Origin of the sequence: Lacrimispora xylanisolvens, assembly GCF_002934545.1 — a bacterium.
In the GTDB taxonomy this organism is placed as follows: domain Bacteria; phylum Bacillota; class Clostridia; order Lachnospirales; family Lachnospiraceae; genus Lacrimispora; species Lacrimispora xylanisolvens.
Window position 1 is genome coordinate 159,882 of the sequence record NZ_PTJA01000001.1, and the last position, 19,760, is coordinate 179,641.

The 19,760-nt window shown below is 42.7% G+C and carries 16 protein-coding genes and 2 tRNA genes; 16 read left to right on the forward strand and 2 right to left on the reverse strand.

Annotated elements, in window-relative coordinates; translation table 11 throughout:
• Window positions 1-54 precede the first annotated feature (54 nt).
• Window positions 55-1,674, reverse strand: a complete 1,620-nt coding sequence (locus BXY41_RS00785; protein ID WP_104433582.1) for an NAD(P)H-dependent oxidoreductase — start codon at window positions 1,672-1,674, stop codon at window positions 55-57.
• Window positions 1,671-2,219, reverse strand: a complete 549-nt coding sequence (locus BXY41_RS00790; RefSeq protein ID WP_104433584.1) for a PadR family transcriptional regulator — start codon at window positions 2,217-2,219, stop codon at window positions 1,671-1,673. Before BXY41_RS00790 ends, BXY41_RS00785 begins: the two co-directional genes overlap by 4 nt.
• 162 nt (window positions 2,220-2,381) lie before the next feature.
• On the opposite strand from BXY41_RS00790, the gene BXY41_RS00795 reads away from it, so the two are divergent.
• The 16 genes from BXY41_RS00795 (at window position 2,382) to BXY41_RS00870 (ending at window position 19,757) form a co-directional block, all read left to right on the forward strand.
• Window positions 2,382-2,454: transfer RNA gene (locus BXY41_RS00795), tRNA-Phe, on the forward strand.
• A gap of 41 nt (window positions 2,455-2,495) precedes the next feature.
• Window positions 2,496-2,566 (forward strand) — tRNA-Gly (locus BXY41_RS00800).
• Window positions 2,567-3,024: 458 nt separating this feature from the next.
• Window positions 3,025-4,512: an aldehyde dehydrogenase family protein gene (locus tag BXY41_RS00805; protein WP_104433586.1), complete on the forward strand. Its 1,488-nt coding sequence runs from the start codon at window positions 3,025-3,027 to the stop codon at window positions 4,510-4,512.
• 400 nt (window positions 4,513-4,912) lie between these two features.
• Complete coding sequence (locus BXY41_RS00810) at window positions 4,913-6,169, forward strand: L-cysteine desulfidase family protein (protein WP_242980003.1); 1,257 nt, start codon at window positions 4,913-4,915, stop codon at window positions 6,167-6,169.
• A gap of 39 nt (window positions 6,170-6,208) precedes the next feature.
• Window positions 6,209-7,396 carry an ABC transporter substrate-binding protein gene (locus BXY41_RS00815; RefSeq protein ID WP_104433590.1) on the forward strand — a complete coding sequence of 396 codons (1,188 nt, stop codon included), beginning with the start codon at window positions 6,209-6,211 and terminating at the stop codon, window positions 7,394-7,396.
• A 49-nt stretch (window positions 7,397-7,445) separates the two neighbouring features.
• Window positions 7,446-8,321: a branched-chain amino acid ABC transporter permease gene (locus BXY41_RS00820; protein WP_104433592.1), complete on the forward strand. Its 876-nt coding sequence runs from the start codon at window positions 7,446-7,448 to the stop codon at window positions 8,319-8,321.
• 3 nt (window positions 8,322-8,324) lie between these two features.
• On the forward strand, window positions 8,325-9,374 hold the full coding sequence (locus tag BXY41_RS00825; protein WP_242980004.1) for a branched-chain amino acid ABC transporter permease: 1,050 nt from the start codon (window positions 8,325-8,327) through the stop codon (window positions 9,372-9,374).
• Entirely contained in the window at window positions 9,367-10,155 is a 789-nt protein-coding gene (locus tag BXY41_RS00830; RefSeq protein WP_104433594.1) for an ABC transporter ATP-binding protein, read from the forward strand. Before BXY41_RS00825 ends, BXY41_RS00830 begins: the two co-directional genes overlap by 8 nt.
• Complete coding sequence (locus BXY41_RS00835; protein WP_104433596.1) at window positions 10,139-10,846, forward strand: ABC transporter ATP-binding protein; 708 nt, start codon at window positions 10,139-10,141, stop codon at window positions 10,844-10,846. Before BXY41_RS00830 ends, BXY41_RS00835 begins: the two co-directional genes overlap by 17 nt.
• Before the next feature lie 10 nt (window positions 10,847-10,856).
• Window positions 10,857-11,843: a dihydroxyacetone kinase subunit DhaK gene (dhaK, locus tag BXY41_RS00840; protein ID WP_104433598.1), complete on the forward strand. Its 987-nt coding sequence runs from the start codon at window positions 10,857-10,859 to the stop codon at window positions 11,841-11,843.
• 12 nt (window positions 11,844-11,855) lie between these two features.
• Window positions 11,856-12,506, forward strand: a complete 651-nt coding sequence (gene dhaL, locus BXY41_RS00845; RefSeq protein WP_104433600.1) for a dihydroxyacetone kinase subunit DhaL — start codon at window positions 11,856-11,858, stop codon at window positions 12,504-12,506.
• 12 nt (window positions 12,507-12,518) lie between these two features.
• Entirely contained in the window at window positions 12,519-13,004 is a 486-nt protein-coding gene (locus BXY41_RS00850) for an L-2-amino-thiazoline-4-carboxylic acid hydrolase (RefSeq protein ID WP_104433602.1), read from the forward strand.
• Between the two features lie 93 nt (window positions 13,005-13,097).
• Window positions 13,098-14,780 carry a helix-turn-helix domain-containing protein gene (locus tag BXY41_RS00855; RefSeq protein ID WP_104433604.1) on the forward strand — a complete coding sequence of 561 codons (1,683 nt, stop codon included), beginning with the start codon at window positions 13,098-13,100 and terminating at the stop codon, window positions 14,778-14,780.
• A gap of 421 nt (window positions 14,781-15,201) precedes the next feature.
• Entirely contained in the window at window positions 15,202-15,915 is a 714-nt protein-coding gene (locus BXY41_RS00860) for a GntR family transcriptional regulator (RefSeq protein ID WP_104433606.1), read from the forward strand.
• Window positions 15,916-16,057: 142 nt separating this feature from the next.
• The gene (locus BXY41_RS00865) at window positions 16,058-17,449 is read left to right on the forward strand and encodes a citrate transporter (RefSeq protein ID WP_104433608.1); all 1,392 of its coding nucleotides are present in this window, start codon (window positions 16,058-16,060) and stop codon (window positions 17,447-17,449) included.
• 169 nt (window positions 17,450-17,618) lie between these two features.
• A complete protein-coding gene (locus BXY41_RS00870; RefSeq protein ID WP_104433610.1) occupies window positions 17,619-19,757 on the forward strand; it encodes a hydantoinase/oxoprolinase family protein in 2,139 nt (712 codons plus the stop codon).
• The last annotated feature ends 3 nt before the right edge of the window (window positions 19,758-19,760 follow it).

Here is a 19,760-nt window from a genome sequence, read left to right on the forward strand (position 1 = left end):
ACAAAAGCTGCATATAAAAACCCTGGAAAAAATCAGGTTTTTATATGCAGCTTTTTAATGGATTTTACTAGCTGCGTAATGGGCAGGATACCATTTCTGAAACCATTTGGTAAAGCATCCCAACAGGAAAGGAAGTGCCGTGTTTATGATGCTTAAAGGTACTTTATGATCTGAAAAAAGAAATAAATAAGTCCACAAGGGAGTAACCAGATACAGAATCCCCCAGCATGCCGTTAAAATTCGGTTGGTTTTTATGAATAGAGGATTCTTTAAAGCAGTTTTTCCTCCATATTCTTTCATGGAATAGTATGCGGTCAGGGGAATTTCTAAAAATACAGTTACAGACCACATGAGCCCGAATATGAGATAGGATACGGGCACTAAAACCACGGGCGAAAAACCTGATATGGCAAGGACTCCAAGAAATGCCGTAGTAAACCCTGAAAATACTTCAAATACAGTGGGCTGATACCGGAAAAAGAAGACAGGTATGGTTGAACTGATCAAAATCGAAAGAATACCCCCCAAGACAGGTTGAGTAATACCTATAAACCAGAGAGGAAACCATGGGAGCAGCATCAGAGTCATGTTGCTTTTCTTTTCTGGAACAACCTGTTGAATATCGTGTTTTGATGGAGAACCCAGATAATCATCCCAGTGAAGCATCAGCTGAAAATCGCCATCAACCTGATAGAGATGTTTCATTAACGCAGTCTGACCGTCAATTTCGCCTTTTGCAATGCTCATCCATACAGAAAGAGGAGTTGATATTCGGGTGGTAAAAGGCTGAAAGTCCTGAGTTAAAACCTTACAGCCGTCTTTTCCCATGATTAACTGGACGGTTTTATCTTCATCAGTATAATGCATTTCCAAAATAAGGTCTTTTCCGTTCCATGAGTCCTTTTGGTAGAGTGCGGCCATCTGTCTGGTAAACGTAATTGCTGGATGGGACTTCTCCTGTACTCTGTTCTGATCCGGTGGCTCAATTCCCCAACTGGCATCTGCCATACGTTCAAATACGTCTCTTGGAAAAATAAGCTGAGAAAGCAAACTTCTGGTTTCTTTGGTGATACTGCCTGCTGCAAACTCTCTGCCTGCAGCACGGACATACTCTAAATATTCCTCTGTACGATTTTTTAATTCAGGTACACTAAAAAGCTCTCCCTGGCCGCAGTATATAGATTCATAACTTCCTTCACCCAGGTGACGAGAAAACTGTGCGTCAATGGAATCGTAATTGCCTTCCGCTGTATAGAAACCGCAGGTTGAGATTAGTACATAACGCTTGTCAGACATATCATACCGGGAGGGATGAGCGCCGCTGTGAGAGCCACTTTTCATGAAAGGTAAGACCATAGGAAGCTGTCTGTCTATTAGTGCCTTTAACGGGGAAGGAAATCCAAAATAATAGAGAGGAAAGCTATATATTAATACATCAGCAGATAGAATTTTTTCTATAACCACTGTCATATCATCGGAAATGCAGCATTTTCCAGGGGTCTCCTTCCAACAGTGAAAGCAGCCGATACACGGTTTGATGTCCAGCTTTGAAACTGTCAGGGTCTCAGATTGTACCGTTGATGTTTCCTTCATTCCCTGAAGGAATGCTTCTGTCAGTTTCAGGGAATTGCTTTTAGTACCTTTGGGACTTCCGTTGATAATCAGGACATTCATTCCAGTTCCTCCAGTTTTTTTATGGACCGTTTGGCCCAGTCTATACACATTTGAATATAGCAGTAACCAAAATCTGCAGAAAGTTCCCAATATAGTTTTTGTTCCGATCCTACAAGATTGCCATACTGGCCGATGCTGCCAGGAATTTGCTGCATTTCACTTTTATATTGACTGCAGTCGTTAATAAAATCAGACAGCATATGAATGCATTCTTTGGGGGGTCTGCAGCCGGAAAAGAAAACTTTCATTAAAAATGCATTTTTATTGCCCTTGGATAATTCATCATTCTCCTGGGACAACCAGCATAAAAATTCATCTTTTCCTTTTGATGTTATAGAATATATTTTTTTACTGGGTTTTTCTGTCTGGATAATGATTTCGCAGGTGACAAACTCCTTCTTCTCCAGTTTATTAAGCTCTAAATAGATCTGGCTGGTCTGTGCATACCAGAAAAACCGGACGGACGAGCTAAATGCCTTGGCCAGATCGTATCCGGTCATGCTTTGATAAGATAAAAAACCTAATATGCTGTGGCTTAGGGACATAAATGTATCTCCTTTTATATTATAATTTTATAATATAATAATATTGGAATATGGTCAAGATAAAAAATGTTAATATTATATATTTTTTTCCAAAAATTTTAAAAACTTGTCTTGACAATTGGAATAAAATCTTGTAAAATTACTGATGTTGCAGGAGAATAAGCCCAGATAGCTCAGTTGGTAGAGCAGAGGACTGAAAATCCTCGTGTCGCTGGTTCGATTCCGGCTTTGGGCACTGTGCTTCTGAAGCACATTTGAAATATTTCTGAAATCCTTGCGGGTGTAGTTCAATGGTAGAACACTAGCCTTCCAAGCTAGATACGTGGGTTCGATTCCCATCACCCGCTTCTTACTGAAAACGGGAAACTTCAATTTTGAGGTTTCCCGTTTTTGTGCTGTTAAAAGCGAACCATGATCAAATCAGATGTTATTAGTTAAAAATATATCGTAACATACCATCTGTTTTCTACCCACCTGTCAATTCAGGACCTTATAATCGTTAAGAACATGTCGAGGTATTCATTTTCCCCCTTTTTAATTGAATTTAGTAGAAATAAATTTAGTCAAAGCAGATAGCAGCTTTTGATTGCCTCTCATTAAATGACAGATAATATGATTAAAAGTTTTAACAAGCAAGTTAATATATATTGTTAAATAATAATCGTTAAAAGATAAATAAATATCAATGAAATGTGAAAAAAATAATTAAATTGACAGTTATAAAATTAAGCCTATAATGATTATACATGAGTATGGGCAATGTCAGGCCAATAAAAGATATCAGAATGAAAGCGAGGAAAAGCATATGAAGGATATTACACTTCAGGATACATATCAATTATTTATAGGTGGAGAGTGGAAACCTGCTTCCGACGGAAAAACATTTACCGTTACCTGTCCAGCAGACGGCAGAGTACTGGCTCAGTGTGCAGAAGCGACGAAGGAAGATGTGGATGATGCGGTAAAAGCAGCATGGAAGGCTTTTGAAACATGGAAGAATGTTCCGGTTAACCAGAGAGCAGCTATCTTAAATAAAATTGCAGATATCATTGATGCAAACAAAGAGCATCTGGCTATGGTTGAAACACTGGACAATGGAAAACCAATCAGGGAGACTTTAAATGTGGATATCCCCCTGGCTGCCCAGCACTTCCGTTATTTTGCCGGCTGTATCATGGCAGAGGAAGGAAGCGCCAGTATATTGGGAGATAATATGCTAAGCCTTATTTTAAAAGAACCCATTGGCGTGGTCGGTCAGATCGTTCCCTGGAACTTCCCGTTTTTAATGGCTGCCTGGAAGCTGGCGCCTGTTCTTGCAAGCGGCTGCTGTACTGTATTTAAGACCTCCAGCACAACTCCTTTAAGTGTATTTGAGCTGGCAAGACTGATTCAGGATGTAATTCCGGCAGGTGTATTTAATGTAATCTCAGGAGGCGGTTCCAGATCAGGACAGTATATGCTGGAGCATCCTGGCTTCAGAAAACTGGCTTTCACAGGATCTACCGATGTGGGAAGAAATGTAGCCCTGGCTGCAGCAGAAAAGCTGATTCCTGCAACCTTGGAGCTGGGCGGTAAGTCGGCCAATATATTCTTTAATGACTGCGACTGGGAGATGGCAATGGATGGTGTACAGCTTGGGATCTTATTTAATCAGGGTCAGGTATGCTGCGCAGGTTCCAGAGTATTTGTACAGGAGGATATTTACGACCGTTTTGTAAAGGAAGCTGTGGAGCGGTTTAACAAAGTGAAGGTTGGACTCCCGTGGGAGGAAGATACTCAGATGGGCAGCCAGATTAATAAAGGACATTTGCAGAAAATATTAGGATATGTTGAGATCGGTAAAGAAGAAGGTGCCAAGGTTCTGTGCGGAGGTGAGGCATTTACAGAAGATGGTCTTGAGAATGGTGCATTTCTCCGTCCCACTCTTCTTGGAGATGTGACCAACGATATGAGAGTGGCAAAAGAAGAGATCTTCGGACCGGTTGCATGCATTATCAAATTTAAAACGGAAGATGAAGTGATTGCCATGGCCAATGATAGTGAATTCGGACTGGGCGGAGCGGTATGGACCAGAGACATAAACCGTGCAATACGCGTGGCAAGAGCTGTGGAAACAGGACGTATGTGGGTCAATACCTACAATGCAATCCCGGAGGGAGCACCTTTTGGCGGATATAAGACTTCCGGAGTTGGACGTGAAACTCATAAGGTAATGCTGGAGCATTATACCCAGACAAAGAATATTATGATTAATTTAAGTGAAGCGCCTTCAGGTTTTTATCCCGTTAAATAATAATTCTCAATAAATAGGTTATGCCGTGTACAGTTTTTATTGCTGTACACGGCATTTTTTATGCCCGTATATCAGGAATGAAACAAAAAAATGGGAAAGAAATCAGGAAGTTTTTGACTTAATAAAACAAAGTGTGCCAAAATGATACATTTGTATTACGATCTCTATCTAAAACCAATAAAATAACCAAAATAAATGTGTAAAATAACCAATAAAAACGCTGAAAATGATAAATATTAGTTAATATGCACAAAAATTCATTGCATTGCAGGCATGCAAATGATATACTGAATTCATAAAAGAACTACATAAATCTACAAAAAACGACAAGAAAACAAGCATAAAAATGAATGATGCAGCAATTAGCAGTAACACAGCAGATCGGAGGAGCATGCAGAAAATGACAGAAGACCAGCTGATACATATCATGGAGACAGAGCTGGTAAAAGCATTAGGGTGTACAGAGCCTATCGCAATTGCATATGCAAGTGCAACGGCAAGGAAATATCTGGGAGCCATTCCTGAAAAAATAACAGTCTCCTGCAGTGGGAACATGATTAAGAATGCAAAAGCAGTGGTGGTACCCATGACGGGTGGCATGAAGGGAATTGAGGCAGCAGCAGCAGTGGGGGCAGCAGGTGGAGATCCGGATAAGGGACTTGAAGTACTGACATCAGTCAGGGAACCGGATTTACAGATTGCAAACCGGTTGCTTGAGGAAAAAATATGCCGGGTTGAATTGCTGGATACCTCGGAGAAGCTTCACTTAATTGTAATTATGACACAGGGCTTAAATGAGGTTAAGGTGGAACTGAAAAAAACACATCTTGGAATAACTGGAATTGAGAAAAACAAGCAGGTCCTTTTTGAAGAAAAGGAAGGCGGGGAAGAAGAACAGGTAGATTACAGCTGTCTGAATATGGATTCCATATTTGAATTTACAGAACAGGTAGACTTAAAAAAAGTGAGGAGGCTGATTGCTGAACAAATTGAATGTAATACCAACATTGCTCAGGCGGGGCTGTCAAGCAACTATGGAGCCGAGATTGGAAAGACACTTTTATCCGTTTATGGGGATGATGTAAAGATCAGGGCAAAAGCAGTGGCAGCGGCCGGCTCGGATGCCCGAATGAACGGCTGCGAGCTTCCGGTAGTCATTAATTCCGGCAGCGGTAATCAGGGAATGACAGTATCCCTTCCGGTAATTGAGTATGCAAAAACACTCAGAAGCAAAGAAGATGAACTGTACCGGGCGCTGGTGCTCAGCAATCTGATTGCTATTTATCAGAAATACCGTATGGGCAGATTGTCTGCTTATTGCGGAGCGGTAAGTGCAGCAGCAGGTGCAGGTGCCGGAATTACTTACTTAATGGGCGGACAGAGGGAACAGATCGAAAACACCATTATCAATACTCTGGCCAATACATCGGGAATTGTATGCGATGGTGCAAGCGCTTCCTGCGCAGCAAAGATTGCTTCCAGTGTGGATGCGGCAATTATGGGCAGCTATTTATCCATGAATGGTCACGTTTTTCTACCAGGAGACGGGATTGTAAAGGAAGATATCCAGAAGACAGTGGATGGGGTAATCACACTGGCAAGGGAAGGGATGAAGGAGACAGACGAGGTCATTTTAAATATTATGGTTCAGAGTTAAGATAATAACTCAGATAAGGAAAGGAAGGTAGTTTCAGTTATGAAAAAGGGGTTTATCAGGTATTCATTGGCAATGATGGCACTTGCAGGGTTACTTTCAGGCTGTGCACAGGGGAATGGACAGAGTACAGAAGGAACTTCTGCGGCCAAGACGGAAGGAACCAGCTCAAAAGGCGGAGAAGGAACGGTCAAGATTGCAGTAGCTGGTCCGATGACTGGAGATAATTCAGAATATGGAATTGGCTTTACCAATGCAGCCAAATTAATGGCAGATCAGTGGAATGCTCAGGGAGGGGTTCTGGGCAAACAGATTGAAATCGTACCTTATGATGATAAGAATACATCAGAGGAAGCAACCACCATTGCACAGAAAATTGTATCCGATGGAGATATCAGCGGCGTAATCGGTCATTTCTCGTCCGGAGTATGTATGACTGCAGCTCCTATTTACCAGGAGAATAAGATTATTGAGATTTCACCGTCTGCATCTCACCCGGATTATTCTAAGATCGGTAATTACATTTTCAGAAATAATACAGTCATATCAAAAGAAGGTGCGGCTTCAGTCGATATTGCTGTTCATGATCTGAAGAAGAAAAATATCGGTATTATATCCATTATGACTGACTGGGGAACCAATACATCCGGAATTATCAAAGATCTGGTTACCGGATTAAATGATCCCAATGTAAAAGTGGTTGCACATGAAGAAGTAATGGAAGGTTCCGATGATTATACACCGGCAATCACCAAGCTGAAAGAAGCAGGCGCAGATGTGGTAATCTGCTGCGGAATGTATAATCTGGTGGCACCTGTTGCCAAACAGTATAAAAACATTGATCCGGATATTGCCATAGTTGGATTCTCCAACGCTTACAGCCAGCAGCTGATTCAGCTGGGAGGCGAAGCGGTGGAAGATGTATGCTTCCCGGTTATTTTCTTCTCAGAATCGGATGATGCAGATGTAAAGGCTTATGTGGATGAGTATAAGAAAGTCTATGGAAATTCACCCTCTGCCCTGACCTCTCAGGCCTATGATTCTGTGGGAATTCTTCTTACTGCCATGAAGGAAGCGGGTACGACTGATTCAGAAAAAGTAAGAGACAAGTTAAATGAGATCACCTACAAAGGAGTAACTGGAAACATCAAGTTTGACGAGCAGGGTGATGTCGATAAGCAGTTTAACAAGGTAACCATTAAAGATGGAAAATTTGTCAAGATGAACTAGATTAAGCGGCGGGAATGGCCAGGCGCTGTTCCCGCAGAAAGGTGAAGCCATGATTGCACAACAGATATTTAACGGACTGGCTTTGGGAATGGGATATGCCCTGATTGCGGTAGGATATTCCCTGGTGTTTGGTATACTCCGGCTGGTCAATTTTTCTCACGGTTCCGTCTATGCTTTCGGGGCTCAGATGGCAATGGTTTTCATAGGTCTCCGGTTTGGCGTAATTCCTGGTTTAATCGCCAGTATGGTGCTTACAGGCGTCCTTGGAGTAGCGATTGATAAGCTTGCTCTGGAACCTTTGAGAAAAAAGAAATCCATACCTATTGCGTCTTTAATTACAACCATTGGAATCTCCAACATAGTGACAAATCTTCTGATTGTAGCGTTTGGAAGTGAAAAACGGGCGTTTCCGCCTCTGTTTAATTCCGGAACTCTCCAGCTTGGGAAAATTGTTGTTTCCTCCACACAGATCGGTATGCTTGTGGTATCCCTGATTCTGATGCTGATACTGGTCGGAATTGTATTTTATACAAAAATAGGGCTGGCAATGAGGGCGGCGGAACAGAATCCAAAAGCGGCAAACTTAATGGGGATTAACGTTAACTTTGTTATCTCATTTACCTTTTTCTTAAGCGGAATATCCGCATCCATCGCCGGTTCTCTGGTAGGCAGCTATTATCAGATTGTTTACCCGAATATGGGATTTATGGCAGGTTTAAAAGCATTTGCTGCGGCTGTGCTTGGCGGCATTGGAAGTTTACCCGGTGCAATTATCGGCGGGCTGATTGTGGGCGTGTCTGAGTCTATGGCAGCTACTGTTTTAGGATCCACCTATCGGGATTCCATGGCATTTATCATATTAATTATTGTTCTGATCGTCAGGCCCAATGGATTGTTCGGAAAGAAAGGGATCACGAAGGTATAAAGTATGACAAATACAAGAATGGAAAAACACAGCTTTTTATATCAGTTTGAAAGCTTTATAAGCAAGAATCAAAAGCTGCTTCTTATTTTGCTGGCTGCATTTCTCTGTCTGTTGCCCAAAAGCGTAAACAATCAGTATTTTCTGACCGTAATTGTAAAGATGGCAGTCTATGCCATGTTTGGTCTTGGACTTAATATACTTACCGGCTATACCGGTCTTGTATCCTTAGGACATGCGGGGTTTGTTGCAATTGGTGCCTATACGGCCTCTCTTTGTGCAGTCAAACTTGGCTTAAGCTTCTTTCCCTCCATGCTCCTTGGTATGGTAGCGGCAGGACTTGTGGGAATTCTTCTGGGACTTCCGACTCTCCGGCTGACAGGAACCTATCTATCCATTGTTACACTGGGGTTTGGTGAAATTATAAAAATGATTGCAATGAACTGGTCTCCTGTAACAAATGGAACACTGGGCGTTAAAAATATTCCAAAGCCTGCCGTTTTCGGTATGAAGCTTACCATCGCAAATCACGGTCTGTACTATCTGGTTATGATCATTCTGATTGTCTGCACTGTCTTCTGTCTGGTTCTTGTTAAATCAAAAACAGGAAGAGCGCTGCAGGCAATAAAGGGAGACGAGCTTGCCAGCGTAATGATGGGAATTAATGTTACTTACTATAAAATCCTGGCATTTGTACTGTCAGCCTGTATTTGCGCCGCTGCTGGTGCACTATATGCCACTCTTATCGGATATGTAGATCCTAATACCTTTAACTTTGATGTATCCACTCTGATTCTTTCCATTGTAATTCTGGGCGGAATGGGAACAATACGGGGAATGTTTCTGGGAGCAGCCATTTTAATAGCTCTTCCGGAGGTGTCCAGATTTTTAATGGTTTATCGTTTTGTTTTATACGGCGTGATTCTGGTGGTAATGATGCGATTCAGACCTCAGGGAATTCTTGGCTGGAAATCCCAGCTTCCATATAAATTATCCAGGCAGGTTGTGGAACGGCTTAAAACGGCGGAGACAGAGGAGGCGGGAGACAATGGCTGACAATGCATACTTATCGGTGAAAGGAATTACCAAAAGATTCGGCGGTATTGTTGCAGTAGAGCAGGTAAGCTTTGAGATAAACAAAGGGGAAGTGGTTTCTATTATCGGCCCCAATGGTGCAGGAAAAACCACGGTTTTTAATATGCTGACGGGTGTGTACCAGGTGGACGAGGGAACCATTGTTTTTAACGGAGAAGAGATACAGAATAAAAAGCCCAAGCATATTGTTATGGCAGGGATGTCCCGGACCTTTCAGAATATCCGGCTGTTTCAGGATATGAGAGTAATTGAAAACGTACTTATTGGGGCACATATAAAGACTTCTTACAGTTTCCTTGATTCCACCTTCCGTACGGCGAGATACCGCAAGGAAGAGGATGAAAAGGTGCTGCAGGCCATTGAACTTCTGAAATCAGTAGGACTGGAGCACAGAAAAGATGACTATGCCTCCAATCTGCCTTATGGAGACCAGAGGAAACTGGAAATTGCCAGGGCAATTGCTACCGGTGCAGGGCTGCTTTTATTAGATGAGCCGGCAGCGGGTATGAATCCGAAGGAATCAGAGGAGCTGATGCTTTTTATCCGATCCTTAAAACAGAAGGGATATACCGTACTCCTCATCGAACATGATATGAGTGTGGTTATGAACATCTCAGACCGGATTTATGTAATTGATCATGGCAAACCAATTGCCCACGGGCTTCCTGTGGAAATTGCAAACAATGAACGAGTCATTGAAGCTTATTTGGGAGGAGTGCATAAGGATGCTGAAGATAACTGATTTAAATACTCATTACGGTCCCATACATGCTCTCAAAGGCGTGGATATGGAGATTGGAAAAGGGGAAGTCGTCTCTTTGATTGGCAGCAACGGAGCCGGGAAATCCACCCTGTTAAATACCATTGTAGGAATTGCCAGATCATCCGGAGGCAGGGTTGAGTTTATGGGCAAGGAGATTACCAACAGCCCGCCTCATACAATGACTAAGCTGGGAATCAGCATTTCGCCGGAAGGCAGAGAGGTATTTCCTGCTCTTACAGTGGAGGAAAATCTCCGCCTTGGCGCTTATACGGTAAATGACAAGAAAAAGATTGCAGACAGCTATGAGCGTGTGTACCAGATATTTCCCAGGCTGAAAGAACGAATCAGGCAGTCGGCAGGTACTCTCTCTGGAGGAGAGCAGCAGATGCTTGCGATTGGCAGGGCATTAATGTGCGGACCTGAGCTGTTGTTGTTAGATGAGCCGTCGCTTGGCCTGGCACCAAACTTTGTACTGCTGATTTTTGATCTGATAAAAGAGATTAACAGGCAGGGAGTAACGATTCTTCTCATTGAACAGAACGCCAACATGGCTTTAAGTGCTTCAAACAGGGCATATGTACTGGAAAATGGAAAAGTCACCATGTCAGGTGACGCGAAAGAAATTGCTAATGATCCCAGAATTAAAAAAGCATATTTAGGCTTAGGTTAAAGGAGGTACCATGAAAAAGATTATTAACAAACCTATGGACGTGGTAGGGGAGGCACTTCGGGGAATGGAGCTTGCCCATCCCGAACTTTTGTATACACCGGGATATGAAGTAATATCCCGGAAGGAGAAAGCAGATAAAGTGGCGGTTATCTCCGGAGGCGGGGCTGGACATGAACCAGCTCATGCGGGGTATGTGGGAAAAGGCATGCTTGATGCGGCTGTATCTGGAAATGTATTTTCCTCTCCCAGTCCTGACCGGATCGGCGATGCCATAAACCGGATGAATTCGGGAAAAGGAATTCTTTTAATTATTAAGAATTATTCCGGAGATATTATGAACTTCGGACTTGCCTCTGATCTTGCAGAGGCAGAGGATATTGAGGTGGAAAGCGTAGTTGTTAAGGATGATGTGGCTGTTCCTGACAGTACCTATTCCACAGGAAGAAGGGGCATCGCAGGCACCGTATTTGTTCATAAGATCGCTGGGGCAAAGGCAGAGCTTGGTGGAAATTTAAAAGAGGTGAAAGCAGCAGCCGAAAAGGCTATTGCCAACATCAGAAGCATGGGAATGGCCATGAGCCCCTGCGTTCTTCCGGCAGTTGGAAAACCCGGATTCGTTCTGGAAGACAACGAGATTGAGATTGGTATGGGAATCCATGGAGAGCCGGGAGTAGAAAGAACCCGGGTTAAAACAGCAAAAGAGACTGCCGGAATTTTACTTGAGAAGATTCTTGAGGACTATGATTATACCGGAAGTGAAGTGGCAGTGCTGGTAAATGGTCTTGGCGGCACTCCTCTGATGGAACTCTATATCCTGAATATGGAAGTTCAGAAGCTGTTAGAAGAAAAGAATATCAGGGCTTATAAAACACTTGTGGGAAATTATATGACCGCACTGGATATGACTGGCTGTTCTTTAACCCTTATGAAGCTGGATGACGAGTTAAAGGAGCTTCTTGACGCTCCCTGTGATACTCCGGCTTTAAAAATCAGATAAGGCGGTGAAAAGATGGGATTTGAATTAACGGGTAAGGATTATGCGGATTACATAAAGAAAGCATATGAACTGATTCATGAAAACGGAGACTATGTGACAGAGCTTGATCTGGCAACTGGAGACGGGGATCACTGGTCCAATATTAATATGGGCTTTGAAAAACTGGTTGAGAAATCTGAGGAACTGGGGCAGCTTCCCATCAGCGAGGAATTTAAGGAAATTGGCAAGACCATGATGGCGGTAATCGGAGGTTCCTCCGGAGTGCTTTACGGATCTGCGTACCTCGCGGCAGCCAAAGCGGTAAAGGGCAGAGAGACATTGGACTGCCAGGGAGTTTGTGACAGTCTGGAAGCCATGCTGGAGGCAATTATCTCCAGAGGGCAGGCAAAAGAAGGGTTTAAAACCATGATTGACAGCCTTGGACCGGCAGTCATGGCATATAAGAAGGGGATTTCTGATGGCATCAGTGAGTTGGAAATCTGTGAAATTGTGAAACAGGCAGCCGTTGACGGTGCCGAGAATACAAAAAACATGGAAGCGGTGAAGGGAAGAGCAACTTATCAGGCCAATAAAGGGCTTGGACACCTGGATCCGGGAGCAGTTACCATGTCATATCAAATCGGAACGTTAATGAATTGCATAAAAGAAAAAATTAATTTCTAAGGAGGAACAGTTATGTACAGCAACATACCGGAAGACAGAGGTCAGCACATTAAGGATTTACGGGACGGAATCGAGCATAGAGCCACCTGGTTCTACTATATGTTCACAGAGGCTAAGAAAAGAGGGTTAGATAGTGAATTTGCTCATGATGCCATTAAGAAATGCGGCTGCTTCCATGGTCAGAACAAATATACAAAGACCAGTGACTTAAAAGCTTTTGAGAAGGAATTTGTCAGTGACAATGTAAGAAACATCTTCGAGATGGATACAGAATGCACCGATGACAAGCTGGAAATCACCTTTCACCACTGCCCGCTTGTAGCTGCATGGAGAAAGCTGACCGATGACGAGGAACTGATTGCAGAGATGTGTGAAATTGCCATGGATGGAGACCGGGGAATCTGCTCCCAGTTTGAGGACTTCACCTTCCATCTGGGAAAAACCATTGCAAAGGGTGATTCCATCTGTGAGGTAACCTTCAATAAGAATCAGGATTAATAAACAGAATCAGACTGTTTCACCAAAAGGGTTGTTGTACGAATACAGCATCCCTGTTTGGCGTTTATAAAAGAATATTTGTGAGGTGTGGGAATGGAGAAAAGCCTGTTGGGGTTAATTGGAGGTTATACCAATCATTTGGCAAGAATTATTTCTGATACACTGGATACAGACATACTGATTATAGATACCAATATGAACATAGTGGGAAGCTCCTTTAAATACTTAAACCTTTATACCGATATCAGGATCGGCACCATTATATCCACCATATTAATTGAAAACAGAAATGTGATTGTGGAAGACAAATCACGTCTTGCCGGCTGCCGCAAATGCGATCAGTACCGGGAATGTAAAATGAGCAGTTTTGTAGGAGTACCCATAAGGGTTGATAATCAGGCAGTGGGTGCCCTTGCTCTTATTTTAACCAGGCACAGAGCCAAGTTTTTATTTGAAAGCCTGGATTCAACCGTTTCATTTCTGGAGAATTTTGCGGAGCTTATTTCCGGAAAGATAGAAAATGAAACAAGAACCATCCGATTGGAAAACCGCTTAAAAGAAATTGAGGCCATTATAGACAAAATGTTTGAGGCGGTTATTTACACTGACTATTTCGGAAATATCATTCATGTTAACAAGCGTTTCTGCGATGTAATTCATCTGGATAAGGACATGCTGGGAAGCAACATGGAGGAACTGTTTCCGTTTCAATTGATAGAGGACTATTTTAAAAACCACCAGGATATTAGCAATGAACGGCTGACTTTTGAGATGAAAGGCCATCTGTTTCATGGTGTGGTTTCCAGTAAAAAGATTTATTTAAGCGATACGGAATTCGGGACTTTGTTTTATTTTAAACCACAGAGTGATTTTGTAAAACGGATTAACATATCGGAACAGGGCTCCCTGGTGACGTTTGACTGGCTTAAAAAGTACTTCACTGCCCAGGAACTTCAAATGGCTAGGGAAATGGCAAAAACAAACCATAATCTACTTATTCAGAGTTCGGATAATGAGTTAAACCTTCTTCTTGCCAAAGCGGTTTTTAACACTTCGGAACGAAATCTTCATGATCTGTATGTGGTTTATTCCGATAATCTTTACAGGGATTTATTTGAAATCTATATGATGGATGAGTACGGAGTCTTAAAAAATGCAGACGGTTGTACGGTGGTAATTGTCCAGCCGGAAAAAATGCCATTGTATATTCAGCATTATATTGCTGATTTTATGAAGACTGGTAAATTTAAAACCCATGATAAATCGGTACGTTCCAATGTCAGGTTTTTATTCTGCGTCGACAGGGAACTGGAATCTCTGGTGGAACAGCAGCTGTTTTCCTCTGAATTATACCGCCTTATTGCCCGTTATAAGATCAGCTTTGAAGGAATGGAGAAAGATATGGTAAAATTCCGGGGTTATGTAACGTCTGGTCTCAATTATTACAGGAGGCTTTATGATAATAAAGGCGTGGAGCTGTCTGCAGAACTGCTTACATATTTAAGAAATCATTTTACTGAGATTGGAAAGCACAGTATGGAGATTATTCTTGAACGGATTGCAGCAGAGTTCTCTGGGAGAGTAACTGTTGAGGAATTAAGAGACAAGAATCTGATTCCTGAAAATGATCCTGGTTACAGCGGGCTGGAGGAAATGTCCAAGGAACAGATAAAAATCATGCTGGAGCGTGGGTATTCAAAAACTGATATAGCGGATATTCTGGGGATTTCCAGATCTACCCTGTATCGAAAAATCAGAGAGATTGAAGAAGTGTAACATGTATTTCGCCTAATGGGACTGGCGGACAGGGCAACCTGAAATAAGAGATAAGAAACAGGCTTTGACAGTTTTAATACATTGTCAAAGTCTGTTTTTTCATCCAAAATTAACCAGTCATACGCAAAAATAAAGAAAAAACAACTTGTATGCAATCTTGACGAGGGTAAAAATAGGAGGTTTTTAAAAAAGAGTTGTGCAAAAACACGTCGATATTGGAGAAAAACTATCGAACGCTGTATAAAATATGAAAATTATAGTTGATTTTCAAAAATAGATGTGTTATATTTTACAAAAAGGAAGACCACTGCAAAGTAGCAAATGCTAACTGATATGCATTTGGCGGGATACTGATATGCAATATTAACGAATCGGAATACTTGTATGCATTTCATATCCGTTGATAGTAAGGAGAATAAAAATGCCAGAATTGGAACCAGAAAAAGGTAACCAGAGAAATGATATCTATAATCAACTGAGAATGCAGATACTGAATCTGACGATCAAACCGGGAGAACGACTCAGTGAAAATACACTATCAAGTCAGATGAATGCCAGCCGGACCATGGTTAGAGATGCACTTTCAAAGCTGGTTGAAGAAGGATACATTGTAGTCTATCCGCAGCGTGGTACGGAAGTAACTTTACTTGATTTAGAGCGGATCAGACAGGTTGTTTTTTCACATACTGTATTGGAACAGGCCATGATTGAGGAGATTTGCCGCAAAGGATTAACTGATAATCAATTTGAACAGCTGGAAGAGGTTTTAAATCGACAGAAATTGGAGATAAATAAAGAAAATCCCCTGGAATTTCTGGTGATAGAGCAGCAGGTACATTATCTTCTATCCGCTTTCTGCGGTCGGGAATATACCTGGGAGGTATTTAGAACCATTGACTCAGATCTGCTGCGTTTAAACTATCTTCAATTTACTACATTCAACTACCGCATTGATATGTCTTCTCTGACCAGTTGGGAACATGTTCAGGTAGAAGGACGGCTTCTCCTTGATAATTTAAGGAGAAAGGATGCGGAAGCAGCCAGCCTGATCTGTGCCAACCATTTTAACACGATTTTATGGAATGCAGGCACACTTCGGGATATTTATCCACAGTTCTTTTCCGGACAGGCATAGGAAGCAGGCCCGGTTAGAAATAGAAATACCATATGAGAGGAAAGGAGCGGGGAATCCAGGTTTTGAGAATAGGCTGCTCATTGGCAGACCGGTTAACTATTATCAGCAGTATGGGGAATAAAAAGTTATAGGAGGTATTATTGTGGAGTACATTATTGGTATTATATTATTAATTTCATTCTTTGGTTTGGCGTATTACTGTATCAAAGGCCATAACCTGATGATCGGCTTCTTGCTGATTACTCTTCTTTGGACCATTCTTCCACTTGGAGGAACACTGTTTGTAAGCGAGTCTTTTCTTGCTTCCAATCCAATTCTGCAGTTTGGAAAAGACAATACTCTGATTGCTGCCTTAAATAAGATTTATCAGTCAGCACCAGAAGGCTGGGGAACAACTCTGGTAAACGTATGCTGGGGTGCATGGTTTGGCCGTGTACTTATGGATACCGGAATTGCATCAACCCTGATCCGTAAGACAGTTGAATTAGGCGGAGATAAGCCATTTGTAACAGTAGCACTTTTAAATGTAGTAACTGCTCTTATTTTTACTGCCATGACAGGTGCAGGCCCGGTAATTGCAATCGGTGTTATCGTACTTCCGATTCTTATGTCTCTCGGAATTCCAAAATCTGTGGCTCTGTTTACATTCATGGGATCCGTTGCAGCAGGTATTTATATCAATCCGGTTAACTTCACACAGTATCGTGCGTTTTTCTTAAAACCAGACGAGATGCCTGATTTTACACTGGGCTGGTATGCTGCTCACTGGGGCTATGCTGCTCTGATTATCATGCTGGTTATTACGACTGTTCTGGCTGCTTTCTATTTAAAGCGTGCAAAAACAGTTCATGCATGGGCTGCTCAGACAAGAGGCGCTGCTTCCGAGCAGAAAAATGCACCATTTTATACCTTAATCCTTCCGGTAGTACCGGTTGTATTAAAAATCTGGCTGGACTTCTCCGTAATCGGAGGTTTCGTAATTGCTGGTTTCCTCGCACTGTTCCTTTGCGGAAGAATGAAAGGAAGCTTCAAAGAGAATTGTCAGCTTGTAAACAAGCTTTATTATGACGGTGTGGTTGATACCGCTCCGCTGGTAGGATTCCTTCTTACCCTTCCTATGTTTAACTCAGTTGCAGCACTTGCTTCTCCTTACTTCAAGGTGATTCTTGGAAATGTAATGCCAAGAAGCGAGATTGTTGTTTGTATTGTATTCGCATTACTTCTTTGCATGGGTCTGTTCCGTGGACCAATGACCTTAGTAGGCTGCGGCGCAGCAACACTTGGTGTGCTTTCCAATGTTGCATCTTTCTCAGTTCCATTCCTCTATGCGGTATTTGCAATTCCGACTATTACCGTAAATATCGGAAGCTGTATTACTCAGTCATGGGTTGCATGGGGACTTGCTTATTCGAAGGTTGAATCACGAGACTTCTTAAAGCTTTCCATTCCCAATGCATATTTTGCCGGAGTGCTGCAGTATGTAGCTACATTCATTATGTTAGGTGGACTTGGCGCTGCATGGTTCCTGTCTTAATAACAGTCTCGGACAAGGAGACGAACTCTCAAAACCCCAAAAGATAACCCCTGTCCGGGCGCGCCCCCTGCGCACCCGGACGCTTTTCAACAATTTGTAATTGAGGAGCAGTACATGAAAATCTTGTTAGTAAAATTTGACTTATCTATCTGGAAAGGAATGGAATACAATGGCAGAGCGTGAACACAGAGCAGTCCGAATGGGCATCGACGTAGGCGGAACTTATACCAAATGCGTAGCCATGGACAATGAAACCCATGAAATTATTGGGAAAAATGAAGTGAAGACCACACATGATGATAAAGATGGCGTTGCTGCCGGTGTTGTACAGAGTTTTAGAAACTGTATGCGGGAAAGTAATATTTCACCGGAAGATGTAGTTTTCGTAGCCCATTCAACCACTCAGGCGACCAATGCTTTTATTGAAGGCGACGTTGCTACGGTGGGTGTGGTAGGCGTTGCCGGAGGCGGTCTGGAAGGATTTCTGGCAAAACGTCAGCTGGCGCTGAAAGATATTGTGCTGGATGAAAAAGTAGGACGTATGATCAAGGTTTATAATACGTTTATTAAGAAGAAAATGCTGACTGAGGATGTCATTAATCAGAACATCAGCGAACTCCTGGACCAGGGAGCCAAGGTAGTAGTGGCTTCTATGGCGTTTGGTGTAGACAGCATGGATGAGGAGCTTCGCATCCACGACTGTGCAAAGAAGAAAAATGTGCCGGTAACAATGGCTTCTGATATTACAAAACTGTATGGACTGACCCGCCGTACCCGTACGGCTGCAATTAATGCATCCATACTTCCAAAGATGATGTCTACTGCAAATGCCACAGAAAGTTCGGTTCGTGCGGCAGGAATCACAGTTCCGTTAATGATCATGAGAGGTGATGGCGGCGTTATGGAAATCAATGAGATGCGGAAGCGTCCCATTCTCACGGCTCTTTCCGGCCCGGCTGCTTCTGTTATGGGATCTTTGATGTATCTTCGTGCTTCCAATGCCATCTACTTCGAGGTAGGAGGAACCACTACCAACATCGGTGTGATTAAGAATGGCCGTCCAGGTGTGGATTATGCGAAAATCGGTGGTCATGATACGTACATTAACTCCCTGGACGTAAGAATTTTAGGCTGTGCAGGCGGATCCATGGTTCGTATCAGTGACAAGGCTGTTGTAGACGTCGGCCCTCGTTCTGCTCATATTGCAGGCTGCGAATATGCATGCTTTTTACCGGAAGAAGAAATTGAGGATCCCCAGATCGAACTGGTAAGTCCAAAGCCGGGAGATCCAGCTGATTATGTAACTCTTCGTTTAAAGAACGGAAAGAAAATCTGTTTTACAAACACAGATGCAGCCAATGTTCTTGGACTGATCGACGAGAAGTATTTTGCACACGGCAATGCGGCATCTGCACGCAAGGCGATGAAGCCGGTGGCAGACAAACTTGGAATTACAGTGGAAGAGCTTGCGACTCAGATTCTTGATAAGGATTACGAAAAGGTAAGTGCCTGTATCAATGCTCTGGCAGATAAATATAAGCTGGATCATGACAGCATGAGACTGGTTGGCTGTGGAGGCGGAGCTGCTTCCTTAGTACCTTACTGTGCAGAGAAGATGGGACTTCAGTACAGCATTCCGGAGAATGCAGAAGTAATTTCCTCCATTGGTGTAGCTTTATCCATGGTTCGTGATGTGGTAGAACGTGTTATTCCAAATCCAAGCCAGGAAGACATCAGGGATTTAAAGAAAGAAGCGGCAGATCTTGCAGTTAGTTCCGGTGCTTCTCCAGATACAGTGGAAATTCATATTGAAATTGACAATCAGACCGGTAAGGTAACCGCCATTGCTACCGGTTCCACAGAAGTTAAGACAACCGATCTGTTAAAAGAATGCGATGAACCAGAAGCACGCAAACTGGCAGAAGAAGATTTTGGTCCCAAAGTTACCGATATCAGACTGGCAGATAAGACCGATAAATTCTTTGTATACCAGGGCAGCAGAGAAGGAAAATCACCCCTTAGAATCGTGGATAAGAAGGGATTCATCAAGGTTCAGTGTTCTGATGGTGTGGTGGAGAAATGCCATATTAAGAACTATGAGGAAACCGTTGAAAAGATCTGGAATGAGAATGCAGTCTTTAAAACAGATACCGTACTGCGCCCGGACTTTTATGTCTGCGTAGGACCAAGAGTCAGTGATTACAGCGCTGTAGATTTAGAGCAGGTTATGCTGTTAATGAGTCTGGATCTGGGTGATCGGGAGCCGGAAGAGGAAGTCCTGATTATCGCATCCGTTAGAGAAAGTTAAAAA